The 22473-nt window shown below is 57.4% G+C and carries 14 protein-coding genes; all 14 read right to left on the bottom strand.

Annotation, left to right across the window (positions count from 1 at the left end):
• Positions 1-6: 6 nt before the first annotated feature.
• Positions 7-312 (bottom strand): flagellar hook-basal body complex protein FliE, encoded by a 306-nt coding sequence (gene fliE, locus V3H56_RS11195; protein WP_338474624.1) that lies wholly within the window; start codon positions 310-312, stop codon positions 7-9.
• Between the two features lies 1 nt (position 313).
• A complete protein-coding gene (locus tag V3H56_RS11190; protein ID WP_042727962.1) occupies positions 314-709 on the bottom strand; it encodes a flagellar basal body rod C-terminal domain-containing protein in 396 nt (131 codons plus the stop codon).
• Between the two features lie 2 nt (positions 710-711).
• Positions 712-1077 carry a hypothetical protein gene (locus tag V3H56_RS11185; protein ID WP_338474623.1) on the bottom strand — a complete coding sequence of 122 codons (366 nt, stop codon included), beginning with the start codon at positions 1075-1077 and terminating at the stop codon, positions 712-714.
• Between the two features lie 21 nt (positions 1078-1098).
• Entirely contained in the window at positions 1099-2208 is a 1110-nt protein-coding gene (locus V3H56_RS11180; RefSeq protein ID WP_338474622.1) for a flagellar basal body P-ring protein FlgI, read from the bottom strand.
• Positions 2205-2783: a flagellar basal body L-ring protein FlgH gene (locus tag V3H56_RS11175; RefSeq protein ID WP_338474621.1), complete on the bottom strand. Its 579-nt coding sequence runs from the start codon at positions 2781-2783 to the stop codon at positions 2205-2207. The genes V3H56_RS11180 and V3H56_RS11175 overlap by 4 nt, the downstream gene beginning before the upstream one ends.
• Positions 2770-3471 carry a flagellar basal body P-ring formation chaperone FlgA gene (flgA, locus tag V3H56_RS11170; RefSeq protein WP_338474620.1) on the bottom strand — a complete coding sequence of 234 codons (702 nt, stop codon included), beginning with the start codon at positions 3469-3471 and terminating at the stop codon, positions 2770-2772. The genes V3H56_RS11175 and flgA overlap by 14 nt, the downstream gene beginning before the upstream one ends.
• A gap of 2 nt (positions 3472-3473) precedes the next feature.
• Positions 3474-4247: a flagellar hook-basal body complex protein gene (locus V3H56_RS11165; protein WP_042727965.1), complete on the bottom strand. Its 774-nt coding sequence runs from the start codon at positions 4245-4247 to the stop codon at positions 3474-3476.
• Between the two features lie 15 nt (positions 4248-4262).
• A complete protein-coding gene (locus tag V3H56_RS11160; protein ID WP_042727966.1) occupies positions 4263-4973 on the bottom strand; it encodes a flagellar hook basal-body protein in 711 nt (236 codons plus the stop codon).
• A complete protein-coding gene (locus V3H56_RS11155; protein ID WP_338474619.1) occupies positions 4970-7057 on the bottom strand; it encodes a flagellar biosynthesis protein FlhA in 2088 nt (695 codons plus the stop codon). The genes V3H56_RS11160 and V3H56_RS11155 overlap by 4 nt, the downstream gene beginning before the upstream one ends.
• Entirely contained in the window at positions 7054-8127 is a 1074-nt protein-coding gene (locus tag V3H56_RS11150; protein ID WP_338474618.1) for an EscU/YscU/HrcU family type III secretion system export apparatus switch protein, read from the bottom strand. Before V3H56_RS11150 ends, V3H56_RS11155 begins: the two co-directional genes overlap by 4 nt.
• Positions 8124-8867 carry a flagellar biosynthetic protein FliR gene (locus V3H56_RS11145; protein ID WP_338474617.1) on the bottom strand — a complete coding sequence of 248 codons (744 nt, stop codon included), beginning with the start codon at positions 8865-8867 and terminating at the stop codon, positions 8124-8126. The genes V3H56_RS11150 and V3H56_RS11145 overlap by 4 nt, the downstream gene beginning before the upstream one ends.
• Before the next feature lie 21 nt (positions 8868-8888).
• Positions 8889-9152 (bottom strand): flagellar biosynthetic protein FliQ, encoded by a 264-nt coding sequence (locus V3H56_RS11140; protein WP_338474616.1) that lies wholly within the window; start codon positions 9150-9152, stop codon positions 8889-8891.
• A gap of 369 nt (positions 9153-9521) precedes the next feature.
• Positions 9522-10274, bottom strand: a complete 753-nt coding sequence (locus V3H56_RS11135) for an ankyrin repeat domain-containing protein (protein WP_080921999.1) — start codon at positions 10272-10274, stop codon at positions 9522-9524.
• On the bottom strand, positions 10271-22372 hold the full coding sequence (locus V3H56_RS11130) for a hypothetical protein (protein WP_338474615.1): 12102 nt from the start codon (positions 22370-22372) through the stop codon (positions 10271-10273). Before V3H56_RS11130 ends, V3H56_RS11135 begins: the two co-directional genes overlap by 4 nt.
• Positions 22373-22473 lie beyond the last annotated feature (101 nt).

The following is a 22473-nucleotide window of genomic DNA, read 5'->3' as shown; positions in this document are numbered from 1 at the left end:
CATAACTTAGATCTGCAACCGAGAGAGTTCCTGGTAGGCATCTACCAGGCGATTGCGCACTTCTACGGCCAACTGAAGCGACAATTTCGCTTGCTCCATCGCCATGACCAGGTCATGGGGCGCAATGTTTTCGCCCAAGGCATATGCCGAGAGCAACTCGCTGGCTTGTCCGGTCTGCTCGTTCAATCGAGTTGCGCCAGTTTCCAACAAACCTGCGAAATCAGTAGCCTGGGGACCCATCGGGCCGTCCGTCAAAGCGGCGGTCGGCGAAAGATCCTTGGTTAATGCAATAGGCGCGATGGCGGCGGTCATGTCACTTTCCAATCTCAAAGGCTTTGAGCGTCATTTCACGCAAGCTGTTGTAAGCACGAATGTTGGCTTCATAGGCGCGGGTTGCCGATACCAGGGTGGCCATCTCCCTGGCGGCCTCGATGTTCGGGTAGTGCACCATGCCGTTATGGTCAGCCAGCGGGTGGGCAGGGTCGTGAACCAGCCGGGTGTCGCTGCGTGCCTGAGCGTGAACCATTGGTTGTGGCAAACCCATCTGGCTGGCAAAGCTGGCCGGAGGCGATACGCCGAGCAACGGAGAGCGCTGGCCTGGAGCGATCGCCACGTTGGCGATCGCCAGGTTGTAACTGGCGACCTCCACCCTGGAACGCTCATAAGCCATGCTTGCGCGAACGGTTTCGCTGATGTTGTCCAGAGGCACTCTCAGCGGCCTCCCTTGATCGCCAACTGCATCAGTGCGAACTGCCGAGAGACGCCGTCAGCCAGGGCCTGATAGCGGCCGCTCGCGGCGGACATCTGTGCAACTTCGCCGTCCAGGGCCAGAGGCGACAGCGGCGTATAGCTTTGTAGGTACGGCGTTAATTCACTGTCTTGCATCGCACGCAACGCCTGGCCAAGCAGCTCCGGATCGTTGCGCAAGCCATGCAAGGCAGCCATCGGCTCGAAACGGTTGAGGCGCATGGCCTTGCTTCCCGGAACGTTGGCCATGGCAATATTGTGGGCCGCCACCTTGGCCTGCATTTGCTCCAGGTCCATGGCAAAGCGCACCGTTTCTATTGCAAGACTCATATCAGCTGACATCAATCTTCCTTATTGAACGATAAGTTCGGCGTGCAAAGCGCCCGCCTGTTTAATGGCTTGCAACACAGTGATCACTTCTCGTGTACTCAATCGAACCTGATTGAGCGCTTTCACCAGATCGCCCACCGTCGCCCCTTCGGCTAACTTCACGGGGCCATGCTCTTCTTCATTTACGGTCAGTTCGGTGTCAGGCACGACCACGGTACCCACGCCCGGCCCAGTACGTGCGACCCAGGACGGCTGCGAAACCTGGTACTTGGTGCTGATCACAACACTCAACGAGCCCTGGGAAATACTCACCTCTCCCAATTGAACGTTGGCACCCGCCACCACCGTACCGGTGCGCTCGTTGACGACGACGCGAGCGGCATAATCCGGTGCGACGGCAATGTCCTGCACCCGTGCGATCAGTCGAGGCATGCTCATCCCCGCTGCAACAGGCACCTCGACCTTGGCTGCGTGCACCACTCGCACACCGGGCACGCCCAACTCCCGAGTCAAGGCATCGGCGATGCGCTGGGCAGTGGTGTAGTCCGGTTCATTGAGAATCAACACGAGGCTTTTCGAAACCTCACCGTTGTCTGCAAAAGCCGAGCGCTCGACACTGGCGCCCCGTGGGACGCGGCCCACCGTTGGATGATTCTTCTGGACGGAGTTGGCATTGGCTTCAAAGACGTACCCACCCACCGACATTGGCCCTTGGGCAAGGGCATACAACTTCTCGTCAGGACCGTACAGAGGTGTCATCAACAAGGTGCCCCCAAGCAGACTGCGAGCGTCACCCAGCGAAGAGACCTCGACGTCCAGTTTGTCCCCCGATTCGCTGAACGAACGCAGGCTGCCCGTGACCATTACAGCCGCGGTGTTGCGGGTATTGAGATCTCCATCGGCGACGTTCACGCTGAAGTTCTTCAACGTGTTGACCAACGACTGTCGCGTGGCCCGGTTACGGTCGGTATCACCTGTCCCGGCCAGGCCCACCACCAGGCCATAGCCAATGATGGAGTAGTCGCGAACACCCTGGATGCGGGTCAGTTCCTTGATCCGGACATCCGACCATGCAGGTTGCAGCCATAGGGCAAGCAACAGCCCCGACAGCAGTCGAGCAACGGTTTTCATAAGATACGCATCCACTTGAGCACCCGGAAAACGATGTTCTGCTTCTGCGCATCGGTCACTACACCATCCCCGACGATGTCGATCTGTGCGTCCGCCAGGCGATAGGAGAGCACCGTGTTGTTGTAAGCGATGTCATCTGGCCTGACCAGCCCGGTGATTCTCACCTGTTGTTTCTCGTCATTGACCGTCACCCGCTGCTCTCCACTGACACGCAGCAGGCCTTCGGGCAGTTGTTCAATGATCCGTACCGAGACATTGGTGCGGATCTGTCCGCTGCGATTGGTTTGCCCCGAGCCATTGGTGTCGCCTTTCAGACCCAGGCTGGCCTGATGGGTATTGCTGTCCAGGCCCGTGCGCGCGGATATGTCGGTGTTGCTGTCGGCTCCTGTACCGGCCGCACTCTGGGCCGAGGTGGACTCCACCACCAGGACCGTCAGGGTATCGCCCAGATGGTAGCCACGACGGTCACCAGTCAGGGACCTATAGCCATCGGGATCGATCAGGCTCTGGGCACCAACCACCCCGGGTAACAGCAGCATTGCCAGCAACGCGCCGCGGATGTCATCTATCCACATGAACCTCTCCTTTGCCGGCGACCACCGCCAGCAGGCTCGACTCGGCACCGTCCAGAATCACCGGGACACGTTCTCCCAGGACGCCAGGACGCAGCGCCCTGCCTTCGGTACGCAACATCAATCCCGGCCCGTAGACCACCACGGTCACCGGAGCGTCGCGATACACCAGCGGCTCAGCCTTCAGATGACGCTTGAGCACAGGCATGCCGGCATTGACCGACTGATTCAGCCACTGCCCTGCCACATCAGTGGGCAGGTCGCCCGGAGCAAGTTGCGCCGCCGCCAGGTCCACTCGCTCAAGACGCGGCTGGACATCGGCGACGGCCTGTTCGGCACGTCCATTGCGGCCATAGACCCACGCTTGCCTCCAGGCCTGAACCTTGAACCACACGGTCATCACACTAGGTCGATCATGGCCGCAGACGGTGCCTGAAAATGAAACCGGGACCCGGCTGCGAATCCCTTGGCTCGACAGCCTGACCTGTGGATGTTCCATTGCCGGCAGCTCCCCCATGGGTGTGAACTGAAGTTCGGTATCGGGCGCCGCCAGTTGAGCCTGGAGCACCTGCAGAGCCGCCGTCATTGCATGGCCTGCAGCCACGTCACAACCCGTGCCCGACGCCGAATAGGCATAGCAACCACTTGCGACCCACAGCCCGAGCCCGGCCAGGCAACGAATAATCATCATGATCAACGGCGCAGGTTATTGATGGTTTCCAGAATCTGATCACTGGCCTGCAGCAATCGCGCATTCATCTGGTAAGCCCGTTGAGCCAGCACCAAACCGCTCATTTCGTCGATCAGGTTGACGTTCGACATTTCGACATAACCCTGCAGCAGCACCCCCTGCCCGTCCCGTCCCGGCTCTGCATAGATGGCTTCACCGCTGGCCTGGGTCGGTCGATAGAGGCCGTCGCTGAGTTTGCTCAATGCTTCGGCGCTGGCGAATTTGGCCAACTGCACCTGTCCGACATTGATGACCTCTCCCGTTTCGGTGATCGTCGCCTGAACCTCGCCGTTCTGTTTGATCACCAAGTTGCGCGCATCCGGCGGTACGCGCAGATCAGCAGTCAGCGTCTGCCCGTCCGGCATTGCCAATTGACCTTCGCTGTCCAGATGAAAACGTCCGGCACGGGTATAGGCCAGTTCGCCGGTAGGCAACGCCACCTCGAAAAAGCCATCGCCCTGAATGGCCAGGTCCAATGCATTGCCGCTTTCCCTTACGGTCCCCGGGCTGAAGACCTGGCTCGGCTGCGAAGCCTGGATACCCGCGCCGGTCAGCAAGCTCTCGGTCATGCCTCCACCGTCATCGCGCGTGCCGACTTCACGAACCATGTCATGGAAATCCACCTGACTACGTTTGTAGCCAATGGTCTGCATGTTGGCGACATTGTTGGAAATGCTGTCGATCCACGCCTGGTTCGCTGCCAGGCCAGAGCTGGCGATGCTTAATGAGTCAATCACAACAACATTCCCTGATCAGTTCTTGCCGATTTGGTTAATACCGCTATTGAGCATGCCGTCGTAGGCCGATAACGCTCGCTGCATGGTTTCGACATGCCGTGACACTTCCATCATTTTCACCATGTCGGTGCTCATGGCTGCATTCGAACGCTCCAGCAATCCTTGATGCACCACGTAATCCCTGGCGGGAATCACTTTTGATGTAGCCACATAGAGCCCTGCACCGATGGGAAGCAGCTGCCGGGGTTGATCGACGCGCACAATATCCAGGCGTCCTATCGGCCGATCATCAACACTGACCTGGCCGCCAGCGTCGACCTTCAACACCCCGCCCGACACCTGCAATGGCCCACCCTCGGCCAGGACCGGATAACCCGCCTTGCTGACCAGATAGCCGGCGTTGTCGACCTGAAAGCGTCCATCTCGGCTGAGCACGACCCCGTCCGGTGTCTTCATGGCAAACCAGGCATCCCCCGAAAGCGACAAGTCGGTCACCCGTCCCGTAAATTGCAGCGCACCGCCATCGGCATTGATCGAAGTCTGTGCCTGGATGTCATCGAGCCCACCCTGCACGCCAATGCCAGTCGCATCCGTGCCCATGACGTTGAACGTGCGCTCGGCCTTGTAGCCATAGGTGTTGGCGTTGGCGACGTTCTGCGACACGCCTTTGAGACTGTCGACATCACGCTGAATGACGCCAGCCAGTTGCATGATCAGATCACTCATTGGGACTCCAGGCTGGGGAAACCGGGCAAATCAATCATGCCTGCCGAGGTAACGCGGGCGTGCTGCCCGACTTCAGTGACCGACAACACCGCCATGTGCGGCACGGCTCGCGACATGAACGCACGCAGGAGCCGGCGTAACGGTGCCGCACACAACAGCACCGGCTGCTTGTTGCCACTGAGTTGCCGTTCGGCCTCTCTCGCCAGAGTGGTGACAAACCGCTCCAGCTCCTGAGCCGGCAACAACGCCGCCTGCAAGCCTTCGCGTGGGCGGGCAGCGGCGAGCATGTAACCCTCCAACTGCGGTGCAATCGTGAAGACGTTGAGCTCGCCGTTCTTATCGACCAGACGCTCATACAGCGCCGCGCCCAGGCGCTCGCGGACTCGCTCCACGAGATCTTCGGCGTTCTTGTTGGTGCGCCCTGCATCCACCAGCACTTCGAGAATGGTTTCAAGATTGCGGATGGACACTTGCTCACGCAGCAGAAACTGCAGGACCCGCTGGATATCCGAATAACTGAGGACCTGGGGCACCAGCTCATCCACCAGGCTGCCCAGGCTCGCGCGCTTTTTCTCGATCAATCGCTCGGTCTCGGCGCGCGTCAGGAACTCCGGCGCATAACGGCGCGCCAGCTCGGACAGATGAGTCAGCAACACCGTGTCAGGCTCAACCAGGGTGTAGCCTGCCGTTCGCGCCTGGCCCCGTTGCGCGACTTCAATCCATAGCGCCTTGAGCCCGTAGGTAGGTTCCTTGGTGGCTCGTCCTTCCAGCGCCAGCGTCACACCGCCCGGATTGATCGCCAGCAACTTGTCGAACTCCAGCTCCCCGGCGGCAATCGCCGCGCCCTGTACACAAACCTGATAGGTACCAGTGGCCAGCTTCTTGTCGGCATGCACATTGAGCTGCGGTAATGCGAAACCGTAATCCCTGGCAAATTGCTTACGCAGGTTGTCGATGCGCAGGCTCAGCGTGCTGGTGGCGGCAAGGACATGCACGGCCAGGTCCGCACTTAAACGCAACTCGAACGGATCGGTACTCATCAACGCGTAGACGTCATTGGACTCGTTGTCTTGCCCCGTCAGCAGATCCGATTTTTGCGAGTCATCATCTTTGTTGGCCTTGCGTCGCAACTTTCGGTAGGAAAACCAAGCCGCCGCGAAAAAAGCAAAAAACAGCATCAACAGCGGAATCAGCGGCAACCCCGGCATCATCGCCAGGAACAGCGTTACCAGCGCCACCACCGCCAAAGTCTTTGGATAAGCCGACACTTGCCGTCCCAGCTCGGGTCCCAGCCGTGCATCGGTGGCGGCCCGGGTAATAATGATGCCAGCTGCCACCGCAATGATCAGTGAAGGGATCTGCGTGACGATGCCGTCGCCCACGGTCAACAAGGTGTAGTGGTGCAGCGCATCACCCCAGCTCTGCCCTTTTTGCAGGATGCCGACCGACAGGCCGCCAATGATGTTGATCGCGATGATCACAATGCCCGCAATCGCATCGCCCTTGACGAACTTGGATGCGCCATCCATGGCGCCATAGAAGTTCGATTCGCGCTCCAACTGGCTACGTCGGCGCTTGGCCTCTTCCTGGTCGATGATGCCCATGTTCAAGTCGGCGTCGATGCTCATCTGCTTACCCGGCAAGGAGTCCAGGGTAAACCGGGCAGCTACTTCGGCCACACGCTGGGCACCACTGGTGACCACGACGTACTGCACCACCACCAGAATCAGGAAAACCACGAAGCCAATCACGTAGTTGCCGCCCACGACATGGGTGCCCACAGCGGCGATGACCAGCCCCGCATCACCATCGGTGAGGATCAGCCGCGTCGCGGAGATATTCAGGGCCAGGCGAAACAAGGTGGTCATCAGCAACAGCGACGGAAAGGTCGAGAAGCTCAACGGCTTATCGATGTCGAAGGTCACCAGCAACACCATCAACGCAACGGCAAAGTTGGTCAGCAGCAGCAAGTCCAATAGCCAGGTGGGGATCGGCGTGAACAACACCAGCAAAATGCCGATAACCGCCACAGCCAGCAGCAGATCGCTGCCCTCGGAAAGCAGGCGTGACAAGAGTGGTTTCATGGCGAAAGCACCTTATTGCCTGGCAGTGCGATGACCCAGCGATAAATCCGCGCCACGTCGGCCTGCGTCGAATCCGGAATCGCCGAATCGACCCGTGCCAGGGCATGCAGCGCCCGCGCCAAAGGGGGACGACGCAAAATCGGTACCTGGTGTTTCCTGGCAACATGGCAGATACGTCGGGCATGCAGGCCGCGCCCCATGGCCAGCACCTTGGGTGCTAGCATGCTGGACGGTCGGTATTGCAAAGCCACCGCGTAATGGGTCGGGTTGGTGATGATGACGTCGGCATCCTTGACCTGACCCAGCGCAGCGGCTTTTTTCAGCAGCGCCTGCTGGATGCCTTTGCGCTTGGCACGCACTTCAGGATCGCCTTCGCGGCGGCGATGTTCGTCCTTCGTTTCCCGACGACTCATACGCATCTGCCGCCCGAACTCGCGTCGCGAATACCAGATATCAAACAGCGCCGCTGCCGCCATCACCGCCAATACCGTAAACCCCAATTGCATCAGCAATTGCTTGCCGGCCTGGGGCAACGCCAGGGGCGATATCGTCGCCATGCCCAACAATTGCGGCAGCACGCTTTGGAACAGGTAATACAAGACCAGCGAGAACAGCGCGCCCTTGACCAGCACCTTGATCAGCTCGACGAACATGCGTCGCGAAAAGAGTTTCTTGAGGCCCTGGATCGGATGGAGTCGTTTGAAATCGGGTTTCAACGCCGTCATTGAAAATACCGGGCCGCTGAACAACAGGTTCGTCAGGATCGCCATCAGCACCAGCGCACCAATCAACGGCAACAACCCGTACACCACCTGTCGCAGGCTATAGCCGCCCTGCTCGCCCAGGTAACCAAAGCCTTGCCCCAGTTGCCCGGCGTTACCCAGCCACCAATGGGTGTGAGCAGCAATGACACTCGCCAACGGGTAGGCGATGGCCGAAAAGGCCATCAGGAAGGTCAACAACATGATGAAGGACAACAGATCGGGGCTGCGGGGCACCTGCCCTTTCTTGCGCGCCTCTTCGAGCTTGTAGGGTGTTGCCTCTTCGCTCTTGTCCTGTTGATCGCTCATTGCACACCCGCCGGCGACAGGGCAAACCGCAAGGCGCTTTCAATCAGCAGCGGCAAACGCTGGACGATCATCGGCAAGGTCAGGATAAAAATGAACATGCCCACGCCCAACTTGAGGGGCAAGGACAGGAAATAGACATTGGCCTGGGGCATGGAACGGGACAGAAACGCAAACGCCACATCGATCAGCCACAGCCCGAGAATCACCGGCACGACAATCATGAACGCCAGCAAGAACTGCTGCGTCATGACCGTCGCCAGAGACAAGGACAACGTGGTCAACGACACACTGCCGGGCGGAACGGCCACCAGCAACTGAGCGAACACCCGGAGCAAATCGTGATGCAGATTGAGCACGACAAACAACGCAGCCAACGACCAGCCCAACAGCTCGGCCAACAAGCCCGCCATGTTCGAGGTACCCGGATCAAATACCCCGGCCGCATTCAAACCGATTTGAGTGTCAATCAACTTGCCAGCCATATCGACACCGGCATGAGCGGCATGAAAACCGAAGGCCATCAACACACCCAGCAGCAACTCGCCCAACACCACGGGCAGCGTGAAAACAGGCGCCTGAGTGAGCGTCATGCTGCCGACCAACACGGCGGACAACGCCAGTGCCAGGATCAACCGGACAGTCAATGGAATGCGCGAAAAAAACAGGATCGGCGAAACCACCACGAGCGGAATCAACCTGACCGATACGAGAAGCGCATTGAGGAAGAAGGATGTCAGCACAAACTCACACCAAAAACGCTGCTAGAAGCTAGCGGCCTGAGTTAATGCAATGAGTGCGAATTGTTTGAGGACCGTCAGCATCCAGCCACCGAAGACCAGCAACATGACGACCGTCACGATCAGCTTGGGGATGAAGGTCAGGGTCATTTCCTGGATCTGGGTCGCGACTTGCAGAATGCTGACCAGAAGGCCGACGATCAGGATGGCCAGGAGTAGCGGAGCAGCCACCATTGCGGAGGTCAGAAGCGCTTCCTTGAGCGCGTAGAGCATGAAATCCTGCGTCATCCATAACCCCAACTGAGCTTGATCCAAGGTGCGCTCTGGGCGCGCCATAGCCTGAATGGCAGATCGCCATGATTTCGCCATGGTAGCGATTTAGTGTCAGTGGATGCAACAGGATGTTACGAGGCGGGGACAAATGGTAGGGTTGCTTGGCTTACCGGAGGGTCAGCACTAATTCAAAGGACTTCGCGCACTTCCTATAAGGTACGCGCCCGCGAGCCTTCTTCCGCCTGCGCTAACTCTCGTTTCTTGCCAAAAGGGATGGGGGGAACGAAACGGGGAACGTCTGCCTTCCGAGAGGGGATCCATCAAACAGGCACCAATCGTTGGAGCAGATTTGTGGGGCTCCCTTAAGGTCTGGCCCCTATATCCTCAGGATGTTTTTTTGATAAAGGCAGGAAATTTAACTCCCCTCACCTTCAGCATATCTATGACAGTATTTTTCCAACGCTGTGCTTCGGAGTCTGGTGGTACCTGACGTACTTCAACACTTATTGCCAACTTGCGCAGGTCATAGGTGTAGCCATGCTCCAACAGCCAAGCGATCACCTCAAAATTTGCCAACGCAGCAGCAGCAATGGCCGCCGACTTACCATATTCATCATGGTCATTAACGTCTGCTCCGGCGGCGACGATTAGCATGACGTTCTGCAATCGTCCTTCTCGCGCAGCGCGATCCAAAGGTTTCATGCTCCTTTTGAGCCCAGTCCCTTTAGCATCACCTCCGTAACGAAGTATTAGTTCCAATAGCTCCAAACTATTTCCCCCCGCAAGAAGGGCCATGGCCGAGAGACCACCGAGCTTTTCAGACACTAGGTTGGGATTTGCCCCAGCTTTCAATAATGCTTCGACACCTTTAGCGTTACGAGCGTTAAGTGCCCAGATGAGTGGAGTCGTTCCATCACTCCCCACTTCATCTACGTTGACTCCTTGGGCAGCCAGTCGATTCACATCACCGACACGACCCTCCATTGCGGCGTCAATCAGAGCGACAACCGCAGCATCCCCGAAAACCTGAGACGTCGTATTGCCACCAAGCCGTAAGGAAGCCTGAGCAACTCCTATATTCATAAAAACAAACCACACTAATAGAATAATTCTTGATTTCACTCTCGAAATACTCATCGCGCTGAAGCACCAATCAAATATTCCAAAGACCGTAGTACAGATCCATTTTTATGTTGCTGCAACTGATTTAATGGATTGAGCCGCTCCGAACGCGACATAGGCCTTCCGCTCTGTACAGAAGGTAGCTCAATTCGTCGACCTAAAGCTTCCGGAGCGTAGGCAAAGCCGATATTCGAAGCGAATTTATTACCTGAGAGCAGCCGTCCTGCCTCTATGCCAGCGACGGGTAGTGTACCCAGCAGAGCGGCCGCTACGTCATACCCTAAACTGTCTTGTGCAATGGAAACCAGATCCCCCGCAACATGATATGCCATCACATTAGCTTTTGCAGGCAAAATATCTAGCTTAAGCATTGTTGCAACACGGGGATGCACACCCGCCGCATTGAACGTAATTGCTCGTCCTCCAACCGAGGTAGCTTGTACTGAGGCCAATCCACCACCAAGTGAATGTCCGACAAATGTCACATTTCCTTCAAGCGCCTCGTAAACACCTACCGCCAACGATACCGCAGTTTCGAACTGCCCATCTACATACCCAAAGTTATTAACCGCGTCAGTCCAGGCGTCTGCACCACTTTCTGTGCCTCGATTGGCAAGATAATAACCCCCCTCACTCTCATCTTTGTAAAGAGCAGCAAAAAAATCTGATTTTTTATTTACAAAGTCATCTGGACTCAGCCCAACAACTCGAACCTCATTAGCATCAAGACGATGTATTCCAAACCTGCTTAGATTCTTTCGCATACTCTCGACTCTAAGTTTATTAATCGGATCATCAGAATCATAGTCTAGATAAACGTCATCAGCCATCAGATCCGATATGTATGCTTTCCGGAGTGCCGATGCATCCAGTCCATTCTTCTTCAACTCCTCCAGTTTGGCGGGATCAGCGAGATCTTTAGAGGCTCGCTCTACACGAGAATTCTCATCAGCCACTTCCTTCAACGCAGCATCATACTTTTCTGCATAGCTAATCCGAGCCGCTCGCTCAAAAGCATCAGCGACGATTCCCTGCCGCTTACTCATCGCGCCCGACTCAGGGCCAAAGAAATCGCCCCCCAACGACGCTTCAATCAAACCATTCCCTATCGCGTTACCAAAGGCATCTGCCGCTACGTCTACATAATCCAGCTTGCCGCCTTTTCCAATCAAGGCCTGAACACTGGAACCGACCTGAGCACCAATGATCCCGTTCATGAAGTTGGATTTGAAGTTATCGGTAGTCAGGCCCAACCCTTTGCTGATCCGAGCGGTGGCTACGGAAGCCAACGCTGACGTAGCGATTGAACGCCAGCTGAAGCTGGTGTCCAGGCCGACAATTTTACTGGCTCCGTAGTTGCCAAAAGAGTTCAGTACAGCGGCAGTAGCGATTTTGCCATAGCTACCCACCTTTGCCAGTTCCTGGACGGTCTGCCCGCCCGAGACCAGATTACCAACTCCAGCGCCAATACCTGCGGCGAGTCCCCCCATGGCGACTTGTCCCCAGGAAAAACCGTCGGTCACGCCCATGGCATTACCAGCGAGTTGGGCGGCAGCGCTACCGGCCATGCCACCTACTATCGCAGCTCCAAAACCAGCCCACCCTGCCGCACCGCTGAGCGCGGCGACCCCGGCCCCAGCAATAGTCGCACCTCCAGCAGCCCCCACGGCCACCAACGCTGCGCCTGCCGTAAATATCGTCGCGACCACAGCCACCACCACCATTACGACGCTGGCCAGCCCTTTGCTTTTCTTTTTCTTAGGCTTTGGTGGTTTATAGATCGGCACAGGGTTGAGGTCGCCGGTCACTTCGCTTTGATCATAAGCCTTGAAAGTATCAGCGTTATTAGCGTTGCTGCCGGACACGTTTGGAATGACTAAGCTTGTACCGCGTATCAAGGAGTCATCACCGCTTAACCCATTAGCATCGGCGATGAGATACCACATGCTCGAGTCGCCCCAGGTTTTTTGAGCAATGCCTCGCAGCGTATCGCCATCGACGATCACGTAATTGCTCGGTGTACGCGCTATTTCATCGGATGAGTTTGACGCAATGGTGTCGTAGATTTCCGGTGCACTATTGTTTCCGGTACTGACCAACATATTACCGTCATGGAAAATGTAGCATTGAGTAAAATTGTTATTAACACCCTCCGAACGCACAGTTAGCTGGCCACTACGGTCTGAGGCAAAACGGCGAGTGAAAGGTGTTTTTCCTGTCGCAAACGACACTATCAGCTCACCACGAGCGCTATAGAGCATAGTGGTCAGGGCATTACTTCCGCTATTAATATTTGCCTGGACGAGGAGTTCTTTCCATGAGTCAAAACCCGTGAAGGTAGTGAGATTTTCCCCCCACATAGCTGCAGTACCGTTCTTGTCATAGACTGTATAACGATAGTGATTAGAGCGGCCCGCAGCGTCATATCCAACAGTAGAATCACGCTCTATGCCATCAACACCGATTTTTCTCGTTTCATTGAAAAAGGTGTACTGGTATGCGATCCAGTTACTACCATTCCAACGGGTCACCAACTGATTATTGAGTTTTCCATCTCCGCGATATGTATATGTGGTGCGCGTACGCTCGCCACCAATGACATCCTCTTGGGAAATTCTATTATTACGAACATCATATTGAGCATTGAATATCTGTGCAGCATCCGCCAGCAACGAAGCATAAGATGTGTCGGGATTAGTCGCCAGATTTCGCACCGAAGCTCGGCTAGTAGTGGTTAAGAGTGCACCAAGATCGTTATATGTATAGTTTTTCAGTACATATTCATGGCTTGGATACCCGAAAAAATCAATCGTTTTTACGTATTCTTCGGAAGACGTACGCCTACCCTGTGCATCATACGTATACACCAGCCCCTTACCTCTACCGCTGATGACGCCTGCGGCAATTTGACCGACGCCATTTAGAAAACCGTCCTCAACGAGTACTCGCCCTTCCAAGTCATACTTGAACCAGTTATCGAGGACCGTGCGAACACCCGACTGATTGGTAGTATCCAAGTTGACTCGGCGTCGGTTACCTAACTCATCATAACTATAAGCAAGAGCGTCAATTCGAGCGGTATTGCTCATCATATCGCGCAAGCCTATGTGCTGAGTACCGGCGGGCGCCCTTACGCCAGCTAATCGCCCCTGCGCATCGTATTTGTAGAACGTTTCAAAACTGGCGCCACCAGCGGCTGCCCCCGACGTAATGATAGTAGAGTTGAATTCACGCACTTTATTGCCGACCAAATCATATTCCGAGCCAGTGACCGCCCAGTTATCAGTACTACCCTCGATTACAAACTTGGTCAGACCATTGGCAAAGTATTGATAAGTTTTGTCAGGGCCATCAGCAACCTGCTCTTTCTCCACCTCACCAAAAGCATTGTAAGTATAGGTATAGGTATGTCCGCCCCAATCCTTATACCCAACCAGCCGAGAAACGTCCCCAGTTGAATATGTCCAAGTTTTGGTGCTTCCCATCTCATCCTGTTCGAGCGTCTTGCGTTTGAGGGCATCGTACGCATAGCTGAACATCACCCCGGATTCGTTCATGCTGTGGGTGATATCGCCACGCTCGTTATAAACGGTATACCGGGTTGTCCCCGCTACCCCTGACATATAGGAATTGCCTTGACGGCCATCCTCCACGTTCTTTAACGTCTCCGCCGTCTCGACAGTGCCACTGATCTCGGCATACAGACGCCCGGCCTGGTCGTACTTATTGGTCAATAAAGTGACCTGGGCGCCACTACGAATAACGCCGTGGTTGATCTGCCGATCCATGGCATCGTAACCGTCGACCAACACCGTACCCAAGGCATCCTGGGTGGCGACACGGTTGCCATGGATGTCGTACCGGTACTGCCGCGAGTTGCCCAGCGCGTCGACATCGCGAGTCAGTTGGCCCACCTGGTTGTAGACGTGCTGGCGGGTACGCAATAGGGTATTGCTGGCCATGCCGGTGTATGGCCCGACCAGGTCGGCCTCCTGAATCAGCCGGCCAAGGGCATCGTAGCGCTTCTCATGGATCAGGCTGGCCCGGTAGCTGGTGCCGTTCTCACGCAGGATGTCGGTCACCGGCAGCGTTTCGGTAAGCACCTGGTTGGCGTGGTTATAGCTATAGCTGGTGACGTAGCCGCGGGCGTCAGTGCGGCTGAGGACGTTGCCCCAACGGTCCACGGTCTGCCGGATGATCGGCGTGCTCAAGGTCAGTGTCGCGCTGTTGAGGGTGTCAGTCCTCAGATTGGCTTCGAACGCCGGCAAGTGTTGTTCGACAGTGCGACCGAGCAAGTCGTTGCGCATGTAGGTGATGCGGTCATCGGTGGTGATGCTCCAGTCACCCAACACCGTGCTTCGGCTGACTTTTTCGGAAAGGTCATACTGGAACGCGGTCACGCCGGTTGCGTTGCCGTAGGATTCAAGTCGACCGACCTGATCATAATTGAAGATTTCCACGACGGCGCCGTTGACCTGCTTACGGGTCACTTCGCCGAAGCGGTTATACAACGCGCCTTCACGAGCGGACGCTTGGGTGCTCAGGCCTTCCGTATACCAATCCACCGTGGCGATCTGCTGACCGAGCATGTCGTATTCAAAGGTACGGCGAATGGTGTGATTCATCGGCATCGGTACGCCAAATGCCGTCATCCATGCATTCATCGTGACATTAATCTGTCGGCTTTCCTCAACCCGTCGGCCGGCGATATCGACCTTGTAATTCTGCGACGAACCGGCCGCGTCAATTTCCTGGATCTCATGCCCGACAGCGTCGTAACGGGTACGGGTAATCTGATCCAGGCCGGCCTGCACGGTACCTGCGCCATCAGTGCCTGCAGCCCGAATCTCACGGATCTGCTGCCCGAACGCATTGAGCAGGTAGGTCGTGGTTGGCGACGCTGTGACGGTAGCGCTGGCAAAGGGGTCGACAGCGCCGTTCTTGGCGGTAGCCCGTGCGGGCTCGGTAACTTTGAGCACCTGACCAAGGGTGTTGTAGTCGGTGCTGACCACGTTGCCCTGGGCGTCGGTAACAGTCTTGACGTTGCCTACACCATCATAAGTGCTGCGGCCAAGCAGCAGATCGGCAGTCACCAGGGTGGCGCTGACCGCGCCAGTGCTGGCGTTAATGCTCTGTTGCCAGAAACGCGCGCCCTCAATGGTGGTCTGGCTCTGGCGCCCCATGGCGTCGTAAGTGAAACGAACGCGGCGATCAGTGGCGCTGGCCGTCGGTGCGGCCGGAAGCGCGTTCTCGGTCCAACTGGTGAGTTTGTTGGCGTAGTCGATCTGCCGGGTCAACTGGCCGAGGGCGTCATACTCCATGCGGCTGTAGTAGCCCAGGGCATCCACCGTGCCGATACGCTGGCCGCCTTTATTGTAGAAATACATGCTGCTGGCGCCGGTTTGCACGGTGGCACCGCTGGCGTTACGCGCGGTCTGGGTCTCGCGTACCAACTGACCGAAAGCGTCGTAGCTATAGAGCGTGGTGGGTGCCAGGGTATTCTGGGTTGAGGTAGCGATGTTGCCAGTGAAGGTGTAGAGGCCGACCAGGTTCTTCTGCACCGCCGTCTTACGCCCGAGGGCGTCGTATCGGGTGATCAGGGTGCGATCCTGAGTCGCATCAGGCACGAGGTTGGTGCCGGTCATATCAGTCCAGAGGTAATAACCCCTGGCTGGCGCAGCCAACGTCAGTGCGTTCGCGTAACGCACGGTGCGGATGTTCTGACCGAGCGCATCATAGTCATAGGAAGTGACGCCCTTGAGTGCGTCGACGTCATGGCTGACTCGACCCAACACGTCATAAACCTTATAGGTGTCGACAAAATCGGTCGTTGCAACACCCGTGTTGTTCACTCGAACGCGGTTGCGCACGGCATTGCCAACCGAGTCGTAGGTCACCTCGGTGGTGATCTGGAATGTGTTGGCGGTACCGTCCGAACTCTGCTGGTAGCGACCGTTGAGCTTGTTGTACCAACCGGGGCTGGTGATCCGAATCTGCCGTCCAACGGCATCGTAGGCATAGGCCGTGGTACGTGCGTCACTCACCTCGTCCAATGCCGGGTCGGCCGTTACGCCGGCCCGCAGGCGACCTTCGGTACGACGGGTCACATTACCCAAAGCATCGTAAGTGGTGCTGGTCACCAGATAGCGAGACGCGGCCGTGACCACGCCGGCCTCGGTGATGCTGGCTACAGTGACCGCCGGGGTAATCTCCTCCACCAGCCGATTGAACGCGTCGTAGTTGTAGGTCCAGACGTCGCCGTTCTTGTTGGTCAGCGTCTTGCGGTTGCCCACCGCATCATAGGTGTACGTCTCTACCTTGCCGGCAGCGTCAGTAACGGTTTTCCGTTGGCCGACGGCATCGTAGGTGTACCGGGTGCTACGGTCATTGCTGCTGTCCGGGCGCAACAGCGTTTGCAGGCGCTCGGCACTGAGGGTATCGCTTGCGTTGTTTGCGCCGACAAGTCCAGCCGAGGCCCAATTCGCCAGGCCTGCACCGACGCTCGAATTGGCATTGAGCACCTGGCCGGTGGCCGTGTCGACCAGTTCCAGTGAATCCACTTCGATCTGCCGGCTCGGATCACCGCTGCCGTTGGCGCCATAGTTGTACAAGAGCAAAGGCACCGCGCTGACACTGCCCTCGAAAAACTTGTTGGGGCTGGCGCTCGCATTGATCGGATTGGTGCCGCTGATGGTGCCCTCGAAGGTACGCCAACCCATCTCTGGGGTCAGTTTCACCCCTGCCGCGGCGTTATAGGCGTAGGAGCCACCGTATGGATTGAAGATCTCTTTGCCGGTGCTGTCATGAGTCACTACACCGGCATAGATAAGCCCTTCCCCCGTCACCTGGCGCACCTTGATACGCACGGTGTAGGTCTTGGCTGGATCGATGGCCACTTTCCCTATAGCGGTCATTGAACGGGTATCACCGCTCAAGGTAAGCGTCCGGCCGTCGCTGCTGCCGTCCGCTGGCAGTTGTATGCCCTTGGCGTATTGCACGGTTTCGGTGAGACGGCCATTGGCGTCGTACCTGTTTTCGGTAACCGCACCCTGGGCGTCGATCACATAGCGCTGACGGCCCATAGCATCGTAAACGAACTGGGTGCGACGATCGTTGCTGTCCTGACGCAGCAGCGTTTGCAACTGCTCGGCGCCGAGGGCATCGCTTGGGCCATTTGCCCCGACGAGACCGGCCGAGTACCAGTTCGTCTGGCCGGCCCTCGCATTTCCATTGGCGTTGAGAACCTGGCCGGTCGCGGTGTCGATCAACTCCAGCGAATCCACCTCGACCAGGCGGCTCCCCTCGCCACTGGTGTCGACACCGTAGTTGTACAGCAGCAGGGGCAGTGCACCGACACTACCCTCAAAGAACTTGTTGGGGCTGGCGCTCGCATTGATCGGGTTGGTGCCGCTGATGGTTCCCTCAAACGTCTGCCAACCCATTTCCGGCGTCAGCTTTACACCCGCTACCGCACTATAGGCATAGGAGCTGCCGGCTGCGCTGGAAAGCCACTTGCCCGCGCTGTCATGAGTCAATACACCGGCATAAACTTGGCCCTCCCCTGTCAGTTGACGAAGCCTGACACGGACGGTGTAAGTCTTGGCCGGATCGATGGGGATTTTTTCCACCGAATTCAGTCTGCTCGTGTTACCGCCCAGAGTAAGGGTCCGGCCATCGTTGCCGCCGATCGTAGGTATCTGTATCGGGCTGGCACGACGCACCGTCTCGATCACCCGTCCATTGGCATCGTATTTATTCTCGCTGACGTAGCCGAGGGCATCGACGGTGGCGCTCAGGCGGCCGGCGGCATCGTAGACGTACCAGGTGCTGTTCCCCGTCGCATCGATTTTGCGTGTGACTTGATCGTTACCGTCGTAGCGGTATTGGGTTGTCAGGTTCAGCCCGCTCGGGTCCTGACGCTCACTGATGCGTCGGCCCAGCTTGTCGAATGCATACAGGGTGACCTGTTGGTTGGGGCTGGCACCGGTGCCGCGCATGACCTGAACTTGCTGGCCAACGCCGTCATAACTGTAGCTGGTGGTGATATTCAGGCCGCCAGGGTCTTGGGTCACCCTCAACAACTGACCTTTACGGTCGTAGGCATAATCGGTAATACGCTGCTCGGCCTTTCCTTCCGCGTCTACCACCCGCACCTGGCGTCCTTGGCCATCGAAGCTATAGCGGGTCACGCCATTGGTGGCATCGGTTCGGGTCAGTACGCGATTGACCGCATCGTAGCCATAGCGGGTGACCCGTCCCAGGGCGTCCGTTACCGTCAGCAGGCGCCCAGCCGTATCGTAGGCATTGGTGGTGACCTGGTTCAGGCCATCCTGACGTGTAAGAAGCTGACCGTCCTTGTTGTAGCTATGGCGTGTCACCGCTCCGGTACCATCGGTGATCGTCAATGTCTGACCATGACGATCCTTTACAGTTACGACACTGACCCCATCTGGGGTGGTTACCGTCAAGCTTCGCGCGCTGTCGTTGTAGCCGTAAGTCGTGATCTTGCCCAGGGCATCCGTTTGCGTGAGCACTCGACCAAAGGCGTCGTACTCGCTGGTTTGCCCTTGATTGAGCGGATTCTTGAGGGTAATCACCCGACCATTGCTGGCATAGGTGGTCGTGCTGGTCTGGCCTCGACCATCGGTCTGGCTGATCACTCGACCAAAGGCATCGTAGACCGTGGCACTGCTGCGGGCCAAGCCACCGACATCGTCGATGCGGCCTGTCTGCTCGCCTCGCTTGTTATAGGTGGTGTTGCTGATAACCGTGTTGTTCGCGGAAAGGGACCGAGTCACGGAGGTTTGATTACCGAAGGCGTTGTACCCATAAGAAGTGACATAGCCCAGCGCATCGGTGCTGGAAGCCAGCAGGCCTCGGTTGTCATATTCATACACGCGCCGATTGTCATTGGTCGCGTTGCGGATCGCTTGCACCAGGGTTTTCAAGGGTGCGTCCAGAACCCCGCCCGAGAGAGCGGCAACGTCCGAAGCCGCCAGTCGCGCGGTGAAATCCGTTCGTTCGCGGGCTTCGCCAAACGCGCTGTACACCGTCTCACTGACCTCACCCATCGCGTTGACCACGTGAGTCAGGCGTCCTGCCGCATCATAGTAGGACAAGGTCCGGTTGCCCGATGCGTCACTGGCACTTGCTACTCTGCCAGCAGCATCGTAGCGGTAGGTCAGGCCGTACTGCGTATAAATCGCAGCGACCTGGGTATCGCTCATGCCCGCGGTGATGCGCGCCGACGCTTCACCCAATAGCTTGCCAATGGTTTGTCCGAAGGCATCGTACTGAGTACGGACGCTACGCTCCTCGGTGGCTCCCTGGGCCTGGACTTCACGTACCAATCGCCCGGCCGTATCGTACTCATACGCGGTGACCGTACCATCGGTAGCGACGCGCCGAGCAACGCGCCCCTGGCCATCAAAGGTCGTGGTCGTTGTCTGTGCTACCCCCGTAGCCACCACGGCCTTGATCGTTGCGAATACCGTTGCGTCCGATATCGTCGCGGTAAAGGCCGTACCATAACTAATCGTCTTCTGTGTATTGCTCGCTTCGTCGTACACCGTTTCAGTGACGAACTGTTCCTCATCGACACTCGCGATCTGGCGGCCGGCCGTGTCGTAGTAATACCAGGTCGACAGATCATCAGCGGATGGCTGACGCAACTGGTCAAGGCTGCCGCCAAGCCGACTGGCCGCCGGTGCCACGCTCGCGTAGCGAATGCTTTGCGTCAACCGCCCTGCTGCGTCGTAGCGGTTTTCGCGCAGATAGCCTTCAGCGTCCAGTTGACCGTTCTGGTGCCCAGTGGCGTCATAGAAAAACCGAGTGATTCGATCGCCGGTCTGCTGCTTGATCAACTGCCCACGACCGTCATAGGTGAACGTCGTCAGCGTTCCCACCCCGTCGGCCGAGGTCATCAGTCGACCCGCCGTGTCGTATGAAAACGTCAACAGGCGATCCGCTGAGGTACTCGCCGGACGAACATCGCCCACCCGTTTTTTGAGCACTGCCGTACCGTCGTACCAACCCGAGGTATCGACAAGGGTCGCATAGCGTTTTTCCTGGACGCGCTGGCCGCCAGCATTGTAGCTGTACTCCACCACCGCTCCGACACCATCGACCAGCGCACTGACTCGCCCGGCCTCGTCGTAGAACGTATAACTGCGCGCGCCGGTCGCATCCTGGACCATGACCTGGCGACCAGCATTATCATAGACATACGAAGTGGTACGCACTACCTGGCCAGTTGCTGTTTGCGTCAGGCTGATCAGCCGCCCCTTGCTGTCGTAGGCCTGGGCAACGGTCATTCCCGCGCTGTTGGTGACCGCCACCGTACGATTAATGCCGTTGTAGACGGTTGTTCGTGTTCCGGCCGAATCGGTCTGACTGACCACGCGACCCAGGCCATCGTAAACGACAGAGCTCAGGATGGTTTTCTGACTGCGGTCCGCCCCGCGCGCCACGAGCGTCTGCAACAGCTGGCCATACTGGCTGTAAACGTACTCGGTGACGCTGGTACTGCTTTCCTGCGTACCAACGCCTGCTGCATTGACCACGCTGTAAGTCACTCGACGGCTCAAGTTACCGCGCAAATCGTAACTCAGCTCGGTCAAGGTCGAGCGGGTCCGGTCACGCGCCCCGACCCAGGTGACCAGTTGCGATTCTGTCAATTCGGCCTGGGGCGAGAGCCCGCTCAACGAGAACAGCGCGTCACCGTAGCTGATCTCCTGGTTTCTCAACCCCTGGGCGTTGTAGCGATATTCCACGACCTGGCCTCGTCCATCGACCATGAAACGCACCCGATTGTTACTGTCGTAGGCCAATCGAGTAACTTGCGCGGTGCTGGCCGGCGGCTCGGTCCAGAGCCCGGTAGAACTGTTCAGGATTGCCGAGGCGCTGTAGCGAATCTCGTTGAGCAACTGGTTGTCGGCACTGTAAGTACGAACGACGGTAGTACCCGCCCCATCGCGCTCCAGCAGAGCATTACCGTTCGCGTCGTACTGGTAGGTGATGGCGTTGCCACGCCCATCCGTAACCTTGATGACATTGCCGTCCAAGTCATAGGCATAACGCGTGGACAGCCGTTGGCCATCCACCGCGGGGGTTTGCACTTCGATCAACCGATCATCGGCATCGTAGAAGTAGCTCCACTGCTGGCCCGTGCCATTGACCACATCAGTGCGGTTATTAGCGGTGTCATAGGTGAACGTGGTAATGCCGGACCCATCGGATACGGTCTTGACCCGATACTCGCCATCGAGCAACTGATACGTGAAGCTGGTCGATGTGCCATCGCTTTGCGCGACACTGGCAATGCGGAAACTGTCCGCGTCATAGGTATAGTCGGTTCGATAGACGTTACCGTCGACGATGCTGTTGTCCTCAGGACTCAGATCAGTACTGACATTGATCAACCGACCCTGGGCGTCATAACCGTAGTACACCTGGCGAGTCAGCGCACCGCCAGACGCGCTAAGGGTATCCAGGCGATCGAGCTTGCCGGACGCGTTGTAGATCAGTACCAATTCCTGGCCAGAGCTGTCCTTGACCGAGTTCAGGCGCCCGTTGGCGTCATAGCCATAGCTGATCTGAGTGCCGTTGGCATCGGTAACCGACAACAGCTTGCCATTACTGTCGTAGCGCTCGACAAGACGCCTCGAACCATCCGTCCAGACCATCTGGCCGTTACCAGCATCCCAACTGACTGTGTCATGAGCGCCATCACCTTCGGTTGATTGGTATCGAGTGCCGTTCCATTGATAAACCGTCTGATGGCCATCACCTGTCGTGCGGGTCACTTGGTTGCCTGAGGTGTTCACTGAACCGCTCAACGACAGTCTGCGCTCGCCATCCCAACGCCAGCCGTCGGCATCACCGTCGCTCAGACCGCCCTGGGTGTTATAGGTGCGGGTATGTAGCAAATCCTGACCCAAGCCGGACAACTGCTCGTCGGTGAAGCGCAACACCAGGTTGCCATTACTGACATTGACCAGCGCCTGCCCCCCGGCCTGGCCCAGAATGCCCTGGCCACCAACACCGCTGCCTCCGAGTGAATTCAACGAGGCATTGAACAGCCCTAATCCATTACCGGCGACGATGGCGACCATGATTTCCTGAACTCCCCGACGAAGCTGAGCCGTCCGCGCGGCTAAAAACATTGCTGCTGGCCCAACCGCCAAGCAGCGCTACTGTCAGGGCTTATGCTCGT

Origin of the sequence: Pseudomonas sp. MS646 (genome assembly GCF_036693845.1) — a bacterium.
GTDB classification, from domain to species: domain Bacteria; phylum Pseudomonadota; class Gammaproteobacteria; order Pseudomonadales; family Pseudomonadaceae; genus Aquipseudomonas; species Aquipseudomonas chlororaphis_E.
The sequence above is the reverse complement of the archived record's forward strand: the minus strand, read 5'-3'. Positions and strand labels throughout refer to the sequence as shown.